Annotated in this window: 6 protein-coding genes; 2 read left to right on the top strand and 4 right to left on the bottom strand. The window is 69.8% G+C overall.

Annotation, left to right across the window (positions count from 1 at the left end; genetic code table 11):
* Positions 1-39: 39 nt before the first annotated feature.
* From VGB24_RS11270 to mutS, 4 genes are all read right to left on the bottom strand, one after another.
* A complete protein-coding gene (locus VGB24_RS11270; RefSeq protein WP_331073040.1) occupies positions 40-3336 on the bottom strand; it encodes a TonB-dependent receptor in 3297 nt (1098 codons plus the stop codon).
* Between the two features lie 225 nt (positions 3337-3561).
* Positions 3562-4983, bottom strand: coding sequence for a pyridoxal-phosphate dependent enzyme (locus VGB24_RS11265; RefSeq protein ID WP_331073039.1), 1422 nt, complete (start codon positions 4981-4983; stop codon positions 3562-3564).
* A complete protein-coding gene (locus VGB24_RS11260) occupies positions 4980-5363 on the bottom strand; it encodes an energy transducer TonB (protein ID WP_331073038.1) in 384 nt (127 codons plus the stop codon). The genes VGB24_RS11265 and VGB24_RS11260 overlap by 4 nt, the downstream gene beginning before the upstream one ends.
* 149 nt (positions 5364-5512) lie before the next feature.
* Positions 5513-8071, bottom strand: a complete 2559-nt coding sequence (mutS, locus tag VGB24_RS11255; protein WP_331073037.1) for a DNA mismatch repair protein MutS — start codon at positions 8069-8071, stop codon at positions 5513-5515.
* A 297-nt stretch (positions 8072-8368) separates the two neighbouring features.
* Here mutS and VGB24_RS11250 point away from each other — a divergent pair, with 297 nt between their 5' ends.
* Both VGB24_RS11250 and VGB24_RS11245 read left to right on the top strand, forming a co-directional pair.
* On the top strand, positions 8369-8821 hold the full coding sequence (locus VGB24_RS11250; RefSeq protein ID WP_331021951.1) for a PTS sugar transporter subunit IIA: 453 nt from the start codon (positions 8369-8371) through the stop codon (positions 8819-8821).
* Between the two features lie 16 nt (positions 8822-8837).
* Positions 8838-9197, top strand: coding sequence for a C4-type zinc ribbon domain-containing protein (locus tag VGB24_RS11245; RefSeq protein WP_331073036.1), 360 nt, complete (start codon positions 8838-8840; stop codon positions 9195-9197).
* Positions 9198-9671: the final 474 nt, after the last annotated feature.

Below are 9671 nucleotides of genomic sequence, written 5' to 3'. Positions count from 1 at the left end.
AGGGGCCCCCCCCGATTCGTTTGCCCGGCCGTTACCTCCTTAGAAGGTGTAGCGGATGCCGGCGGCGATCTGGTAGCGAGAACCAAGGTCGCCCACGTTGAACGGGCTAGTGCGCGGGCCGAAGCCATTCATCTGCGCGCGGCCGGGAGCGGTCGACGCGCCGAAGCGCGACAGCACCTGGTCCGCCTGGTTGCCCACGAACTGGTCCACGCCCCAGCGGCGGCTCAGCAGGTTGGCGAAGTTCGAGATGTCGACGGTGAACTCGGCGGCATGCCCGCGGAGCGTGGGCAGCGTCTGCGCCACGCGCACGTCGAACCGGTTGACCCACGGGAGGCGGCAGGCGTTCCGCTGGACCACCGTGCCGCGGGCCTCACGCAGGCAGGCGACACTCTCGATGAACTCGTTCAGGTTGGCCCATGACTCGGCCGGCGTGAACGGGTTCTGGCTGCTGCCCGTGGTCACGCGGGGGCGGAACTCGATCTCCGACGCGCTGGCCGGGACGTAGATCAGGTCGTTGGCGTCCTGGCCGTCGCCGTTCACGTCGCCGCTGTACGTGTACGAATACGGGCGGCCGCTCTCGCCCACGTAGATCAGCGAGATGTCGGTCGGGGCGCGCCCGAACGCGTCGAACCGGAACTGTCGGGTGAAGCTGCCCACCCAGCGGTGCCGCACGTCGTTCAGCGACGGGCGCAGGGCCGGGTCGTTCGGGTTGTCGTCGATCGGGTTGAACCGGAAGTTCGAGCCTGCCTGGCTGGAAGTCAGGCCATTCACGTCCTCGGACCTGCCGTACGTGTAGGCGATGGACGCCTCCCACCCGTTCACGAACGGCCGCTGCAGCTGGCCGGTGATGCTGTACGAGTAGTTCTCGGACGTGTTCGTCACGTCGTATACGTTGCCGAACCCGGGCGCCTGCACGCGGCGGTACACCGGGCGGCCCTCCACCATGACCTGGTTGCCGCCCACGACCGAGTCGGCCAGGGTCAGGTCGCGGTAGGTCGGGTCGTTCAGCGCGTCGGTGCCCAGGAACTCCAGCGTGCCGATCAGGTTCCCCGGCAGGCGCTGGTCGATGGCCGCCGAGTACCGCACCACCTGCGGCATCTTGAAGTCCGGGTCGACCGTGTTGATCTCGTTGGGCACCGCCGAGACGGGCTGCGGAACGCCCGCCGCGTTCACGCAGGCGCGCGGCTGGTTCAAGGGGTCAGCCACGAAGGCCGGCGCCCGGCTGGTGCTGGTACTCCCGGTGCCGGAGCAGGTGAAGCGGGTGTAGTCCAGGCCCGTGTTGCCGTAGGCATTGCTGATCCACACGTACGGCGTGCGGCCGGCGAATACCCCCACGCCGCCGCGCACCTGCGTGGCCTGCGTGCCCGTGACATCCCAATTGAAGCCCACGCGCGGGTTGACCGTGGTGGTGCTTTCCGGGATGTCGCTGGTGCGGCGCGTGAACGAGCCCAGGCCCTGGGCCGCGAAGGCAGTGTTGAACGCGGTCGTGAACGCCGGGTTCTCACTGGGCGCATCGGGGAAGCGCGTGACGTCGAGCCGGATGCCCGGCGTGACGGTCAGGCGCTCGGTGAGCGACATGCGGTCCTGCAGGTAGAACGACAGCGCCTGCACCGGGAACTCGGCGCGGGGGGTGGCGCCCGGCACGGTCTCGTTGAAGAACGAACCCTCGTACCGGGACGGCGTGCCCGCATCGAGCGCGGCGATGCCGCTGAAGCGGTACAGGCCGTACAGGTTGCGGGCGAACAGGTTGCTGAAGTTGAAGAACTGGTTGGACGTGCCGACGGTGAACGAGTGGATCCCGCGCGAGAAGCTCAGGTCGTTCGTCACCTCGAGGGCGTTCTGGTCCAGCGCGTTGGCGACCGAGAAGTTTTCGGCACCGGCCAGCACGCGGCACGTGCCGCCGCCCTGGCACGAACCGGTGGGCAGGTCTACCTCGATGCGCGGGAACGGATTGGAGGCCGGGTCGCGGTTGTCGCGGACCGTCGTGTAGCCCACGCGGAATTCGTTGTAGAACTGGTTGCCCAGCGTGCTGTTCAGCTGCGCCACCGTGGAATTGGTGGTGCTGTTGAACACATATCCCGCCCTGCCCAGTGCGAACCCCGCGTCAGAGCGGCCGAAATTGTCGTCCCAGGCGTCGACGTAGTTGTGGCGCAGCGTCAGGCGGTTGTTCGCGCCCAGGTTGAAGTCGAGGCGGCCGAAAAAGTTGTTGCTCTCGCGCCGCAGGTTGATGAGGCCCGAAGTGCCGGCCTCGTAGCCGTAACGGTTCTGCAGCACGGTAAGGACAGAGTCGACCCGGAACGGGTTGATAGTCAGGTTGCTGCCGAATGTGCTGGGCTGCCCCTGCGCGTTGGGGCCGATGAAAGCGCCGGTGGGCGCCTCGCGCCGAGCGATCTCGCCCGCGAAGAAGAAGAAGGCGCGGTCGCGGATGATGGGGCCGCCGAGTGAGAACGCCGCCTCGTTCTGCTTGAACTCGGCAATGTCGGTGGAGCGGATGGTGGTGCCCGCCTGGTCGAACTCGTAGTTGCCCACCAGGTTCTCGTTGCGGCCGAAGAAAGCGAACGAGCCGCGCAGGTCGTTGGTGCCCGAGCGCGTAACGGCGTTGATGCCGGCACCGGTGAAGCCGCCCTGGCGCACGTCGAACGGCGCCAGTACCACCTGCACTTCCTGGATGGCCTCGAGCGTGATGGCCTTGGTGCCCGCCTGGCCACCCGGAGTGCCGCTGGAGGCAAGGCCGAACAGGTCGTTGTTAGCCGCGCCGTCGATCTGGATGCTGTTGAAGCGGAAGTTGCGGCCGCCGGCGCTAGTGCCGCTGCCGCTGCTGCTGAGCTGCGGCACCAGCCGCACCAGTTCGGTGAAGTCGCGCGTGATGGTCGGCATGCGGCTGATGGCCGAGTCGCTCACCACCGCGGCCGTGCCGGTGCGCCCCGCCGAAATCACCGCGTTGCGGTCGGCGTTCACGGTGATGCCCTCCAGCATCAGCGCCTGGGTGGCGAGGTGGAAGTTCACCTCGGCCGTCTGGCTGAGCCGCAGGCTCAGGTTGTCGCGCGTCTGCGTGCCATAGCCCAGCGCCGAAACCGCCAGGCGGTACGGGCCGCCCGGCTGCATGCCGGTAAGCAGGTACCGGCCGTCGGCGCGCGTGACCACCCGGAAGGTGGCGCCCGTGGCCGTGTTCGTGGCGGTCACGGTGGCGCCCGCCACCGGGGCGTCCTCCGCGCTGGTTACCCGGCCCGTAACCGCCGAGGTGGTGACGCCCTGCGCCGCCGCTCGGCCGGAAAGGCCAAGCACCAGCAGGAGCGCCCACACCAGCGTCGCCGCCGTGCGCGTGCCTCGATTCATGCTGTTCCTCAGGAAAGGAAAGGGATTGTTGACCGGAGTCGGACGACGATCCGTCCGGCGCGTACGATAGCACGCGCGCGAACTTCCGGATACCACGGAATGTAACGTGGCGGTAGCAAACGTCAACGGGGTCCCCGTCTTCGAACGGGCGTCCGAAATGCAATCCCGCCAACGTCATTCGCCCGCAGCCGGGCGCACGGGAACAACTACGCCTTTGCGGCGGCGTCAGCGCCCCGCCGTCATGTAGCGCAGGACGTCGTGGCGGGTGATGATCCCCTCCAGCCGCCCGTTGCGGCGCACCAGCACCGCCGGGTTCTGGCGCGACAGCAGCCGCGCCACCCCGGGCAGGTCCACGTGCGCGTCCACCACCGGCAGCGGCGGGTCCATCAGGTGCTGCACCGACTTTTCGAGCAGCGTCATGTCTTCCAGCACGCGTGCCATCAGCGTGGCCTCGGCCAGGTGGCCCACGCAGTCGCCCTCGGCCACCACGGGAAGCTGCGACACGTCGTGCTGGGTGATCAGCCCCAGCGCCTGCCGCACCGGGGTTTCCGGCGCCACCGAGACGATCTCCCGGGGCGCCCCGTCACTCTTGCCGGCCACCATGTCGGCCGCGCGGACGCGCGCCGGCTCCAGCAGCTGGTTTTCGCGCATCCACTCGTCGTTGAACACCTTCGACAGGTAGCGCTCGCCGGTGTCGCAGAGCAGGCACACCACCAGCGCCCCCGGGTCGTCGATCTCGCGCGCCAGCTCCAGCGCCAGGTGGGCGATCAGCCCGGTGCTGCCCCCTACGAACAGCCCCTCCTCGCGGGTCAGCCGCCGGGCCATGGTCATCGCCGAGCGGTCGTCCACCGAGCGCCACTCGTCGACGATGGACATGTCGAGGGTGCCGGGGATCTTGTCCTGCCCGATCCCCTCCACCTTGTAGGGGGCCGACTCGGGCTTGACCCCCGTTTCCCAGTAGCCGCGGATGATGGAGCCCACCGGGTCGCCGCCGACGATGCGGACCTCCGGGTTCTTTTCCTTGAGGTAGCGCCCCACGCCGGTGATGGTGCCGCCGGTGCCGGCGGCCGAAACGAAGTGCGTCACCCGCCCCTCGCTCTGCTCCCAGATCTCGGGCCCGGTGGTCCGGTAGTGCGCCGCCGGGTTGGCCTGGTTGTAGAACTGGTTGGCCAGGATGGCGTTGGGCGTTTCCTCGGCGATGCGCTTGGCCATCATGACGTAGTTGTCGGGATGGTCGGGCGCCACGGCCGTGGGGGTGACGATCACCTCCGCGCCGAAGGCCTTGAGCAGCCTCACCTTTTCCTGGCTCATCTTGTCCGGGATGGTGAAGATGCAGCGGTAGCCCTTGATCGCCGCCGCCAGCGCCAGCCCCACGCCGGTGTTGCCGCTGGTCCCCTCGACCACGGTGCCGCCGGGGCGCAGGGTGCCCGCCGCCTCGGCCGCCTCGATGATCGCCGGCCCGATGCGGTCCTTGACGCTGCCGCCGGGGTTCATGAACTCGGCCTTGCCGTACACGGGGGTGCGGATGCCCTCGGCCACGCGGTTCAGGCGGATCAGCGGCGTCCACCCGATGGTCTCGAGCACGGTGCCGTACGGCCGCGCGTGGCGCGGGCGCGAAAAGGCGAGGTCCAGCACAGACGTGGTCATGGTGTCGCTGCGTCGGGGGCGGCGGTGGCCGCGGAATCGGAAGGCTCGATCTGGAACTCCACGGGCAGCACCACCCAGCGGGCCACGGGGGCCCCGCCGCGGGTGGCGGGGGCAAAGCGAAGCTCGCGGGTGCCGGCCACGGCGGCCGAGTCGAAGCCCTTGTGGCCGCTGGTGGTGTCGACCTTCACCGAATCGACCGTGCCCTGCTCGTTCACGCGGATGCTGAGCACCGTCTTCCCCTGCACCCCCGCGTCCCAGAGCTCCTCGGGATACTGGAAGGGGGGCGGCGTCAGCTGGCGGGGCGCCGTCTCGACGACGGGCTCGCGCTCGCAGGCGGCGAGCGCCGCGGCGGCCAGCAGGACGGCGGAAAGGCGGTTCATCGGCGCGGGGGCAGGGGCGTCCGGCGGGCGGCGCGGGGGCGATGGAAGCCTCCGAAAGCACGCCACGGCGTCCCCGCCGCTGGTCCCGGGGGAACGCCGTTTCTCCGGCTCAAAATGGCGGATCGGGCGAAGCCGCGCAACCCGCCGCGTCAGCCCTTGGCCTGCTTCACCAGGTCGGCCAGGAGCACGAGCGCCTGCATGGGGGTGACGGCGTTGGGGTCGATCTGGCGCAGCCGCTCCACCGCGGGGTGCGGCAGGCCGCCGCCGTCGAACAGGCCCAGCTGCAGGGTGGGATCGGGCGCGCCGCCTCGCGCCTGCGCGGCCGACTGCTCTTCCAGCTCCTGCAGGATCTGCCGGGCCCGGTCAACCACGCTTTCGGGAAGGCCGGCCAGCCGCGCCACCTCCACCCCGTACGACCGGTCGGCCCCGCCCGGCACCAGGCGGCGGAGGAAGACGATGTCCTCGCCCACCTCGCGCACCGCCACGCTGAAGTTCACCACCCCCGCCAGCCGCTCGTCCAGGCGCGTGAGCTCGTGGTAGTGGGTGGCGAAGATGGTCTTGGCGCCCACCTGGTCGTGAAGGTGCTCCGTGGTCGCCGTGGCGACGGAAAGGCCGTCCCAGGTGCTCGTCCCGCGGCCGATCTCGTCCAGCAGCACCAGCGACCGCGGGGTGGCGCCGTGCAGGATGGCCGCCGTCTCGTTCATCTCCACCATGAACGTCGACTGGCCGCGGACCAGGTTGTCCGACGCGCCCACCCGGGTGAAGATGCGGTCCACCACCCCCACGTGCGCCGCCCGCGCGGGGACGAACGAGCCCACCTGGGCCAGCAGGACGATCAGCCCGACCTGGCGCAGCGTGGTGGACTTGCCGGCCATGTTGGGGCCGGTGAGGATCATCACCCGCGCGGCTTCGTCCAGCTTCACGTCGTTGGGGATGAAGTCCTCGCGCGGCATCATGGTCTCGACGACGGGATGGCGCCCGCCGCGGATCTCCAGCGCGAATCCCCCATCGACCACGGGCCGCACGAAGTCGCGGACCACGGCCACTTCCGCCAGCGCCGCGAGGACGTCCACCACGGCCACGTGGTCGGCCACGCGCTGGATGCGCGGCACCTCGCGGGCGACCGTCTCGCGCAGCTCGGCGAACAGCCGCTGCTCCAGCGAGCCGATGCGCTCCTCGGCGCCCAGGACCTTTTCCTCCCACTCCTTGAGCTCGGCCGTGTAGTAGCGCTCGGCGTTGGCCAGCGTCTGCTTGCGGTGGTAGTCGGCAGGCACGCGGTCGGACTGCAGGCGGGTGACCTCCAGGTAGTACCCGAAGACGCGGTTGAAGCCCACCTTCAGCGAGCCGATCCCCGTGCGCTCACGCTCGGTGGCCTGCAGCCGGGCGATCCAGTCCACGGCGCCGTCGCGGATGGAGCGCAGCTCGTCGAGGTCGGCGTGGTGCCCGGCGCGGATCACCCCGCCGTCGCCCAGGGAGACGGGGGCCTCGGGGTCCACCGCCGCTTCGATGGCCCCGCGCACGTCGTCCATGGCCTCCAGCCCGTCGCGCAGGACGGCCACCATGCTGGCCCGCGCGGGCGCGAGCGCCTCCATCAGCGGGGGAACGCGGGAAAGCGAGGCGGAAAGCGCCAGCATCTCGCGCGGGGTCGCACGGCCGGCGCCGACTTTGACCGCCAGCCGCTCCAGGTCCTTTACGCCACCGAGCGCATCCCGCACGGCGCGGCGCATCCCGTCGTCGTCGAACAGCTCGCCCACGGCGTCCAGGCGCGCCTGCACGTGGTCGGGCTTCAGCAGCGGGGCCAGGAGCCAGCGGCGCAGCAGCCGGCTGCCCATGGGCGTGCAGGGCTCGTCCAGCACCTTCAGCAGCGTGCCGTCCGCCCCGGTGCCGCGCAGGGTCTCTACCAGCTCCAGGTTCCGGCGCGTCATCTCGTCAAGCACCATGGCGGTGCCGGGGCGTTCCACGCGCGGCGGGCGGAGGCCGGCGAACCCGGCGGGCTGCACCTCGCCCAGGTACGAGACCAGCGCACCGCACGCCGCCGCCAGCCACTGGTCGCCGCTCTCGAAGCCGTATCCCGCCAGGTTGGCGACGCGAAAGTGGCGGGTCAGCTCCTCGGCCGCCCCGCGGGGATCGAACAGCCAGTCGCCGCGGTAGGTGAGGGTGGCCTTCCCCGCCCCGGGGAGGGGAAACAATTCCCAGGTGCGCGGCAGCAGCAGCTCGGCGGGCTGATGGATGCCCAGCACGTCGGGAAGCTCGTCCCAGTCCACCCGCCGTACCGTCAATTCGCCGGTCGTGAGGTCGGCCAGGGCCAGCCCCACGTCGCCCTCGCCCGCCGCGTCGCCGGCGACCGCCGCCAGGTAGTTGTTGCGCCGCGAATCCAGCAGGGCATCGCTGAACACGGCGCCCGGCGTCACCATTTCCGTCACCGCGCGGCGCACCAGGCCCTTGGCCAGGGCGGGGTCTTCCACCTGGTCGCAGATGGCCACGCGCTTGCCGAACCCCACCAGCCGGCGCAGGTAGTTTTCCAGCGCGTGCACGGGAATCCCCGCCAGCGGGGCCTTGCTGCTGCCGTTGTTGCGCGAGGTGAGCGTCAGGCCCAGGAGCTTGGAGCCCTCGACGGCGTCCTCGTTGAAGAGCTCGTAGAAGTCGCCGACGCGAAAGAAGATCAGCGCGTCCGGGTGGCGCGCCTTGACCTCGCGCCACTGCTGCATGAGCGGTGTATCGTCGGACGCCATCTCTGGGGGATCGCCATCAGGGAAAGGCAGCCGCGGACGGCCTGTAAAAACTGCGCCGGGAAGGCTGGAAATGTACCCGCCGCGCACAGGCCCGGCAACCGGATGGTTTACGCCAGCAGGTGAACAGGGGGAACACCGCGACGCGGGGAGGCCCGCACCGGCGCACTCCCGCCCTCGCGCACTTCTTTTGACACGCCTCAACCCCGGGCTTACATTCACGCGTTCTTTGTACGGCTACATCACGGAACGGCTTTGCCCAACGGGATTTGACATATGGAACTTCGTGAGTTCTTCACGGAAGACGCGATCAACCTGGACCTGCAGGGCTCGTCCAAGGACGAGATCCTGAAGGAGCTGATCGGCCTTCTGGGGCTGGACGAAAAGGCGCAGGGAATCCTTTTCAAGATGCTGAAGCGGCGCGAGAACCTGGGCTCCACCGGCATCGGCAAGGGGATCGCCATCCCCCACTGCCGCTCGCTGGTGGTGAACCGGCTTCGCGTGGCCTTCGGCCGCAGGAACGAGGGGGTGGATTTCAAGGCCATCGACGACAGCCCGGTGCAGTACTTCTTTCTGATCGTGGCGCCGCCCCTGGAGGTATCCAACCAGTACCTTCCGGTGCTGGGGAAGATCGCCGGCTTCGTGAAGGAGGCCGACGTGCCGGGCCGGCTTTCGGAGGTGCAGACGCCCAGGGAGTTCCTGGCGCTGCTCGAGGAAAAGGCCGCCTGACCAACGACAAGGGACCATGCATCCTCACCTGGAAGTCCTGCTGGAGATTCAGGACCTCAAGACGCAGCGCCGCGAGCTGGAGCAGGCCGGCGCCGACCGCGAGGTCCAGGAATCGGTGTTCGGCCTGGGCGTCGACGAGGCCGTCCGCCAGATCGAGCTGAAGATCGACGAGATGGTGGATTCGCTGCCGCCCCCGGTGCGCAGCCGCTACACGCGGATGAGTGCCAAGCACCCCCGCACGGTGGTGCCGGTGATCCGCGGCACGTGCTACGGCTGCTTCGTGCAGGTGCCGACGGCCCTGGCCTCGGACGCCGACCGCAACGAAGAGATCCGCTCCTGCCAGAGCTGCGGCCGCTTCCTGTACCTGATCGACTGATCGGGTCCGGACCGGCCGAGCGACGAAAGCCCCTCTCCAGGCGACTGGAGGGGGGCTTTTTCGTCAGGGCTGGGCGCGTGGCCGAAACCGCCGGAGGAGCCCGTCACGCTGCGGACGGCCGCTGGCCCCGTAAGAGCGGGTGAACCCGCCGCTGGGAAAGCGGAAAGCCCCGACTCGGGCCGCTGTCGCGTCCCGCTCGGGGCTTCACCAGCACGCGCGCGATACCTGCCGAAGCGCGAGCGAATTCTCCCCTCTCCCGCTTGCGGGAGAGGGGCCGGGGGAGAGGGCAGCCGGGGAATGCGCCGGCCCGCTTCGGAACGCCCCGGCGTCGCGGCTTCTGCACAGGTGACCGCTGCCGCGCCCAGGCTTGGAGGTGCCCCAGGCCAGATCCTTCGGCCCGCACGGGATGTGCTCCGGGCGGGAACGGTGCGCTTGGGCCTCTGGATGACAGATTCTGGCGGCGACGAGGAACGC

This window comes from Longimicrobium sp. (genome assembly GCF_036399935.1).
Lineage (GTDB): Bacteria > Gemmatimonadota > Gemmatimonadetes > Longimicrobiales > Longimicrobiaceae > Longimicrobium.
Note: the sequence above shows the minus strand (reverse complement) of the source record. Positions and strands in the feature narration are given on the sequence as shown.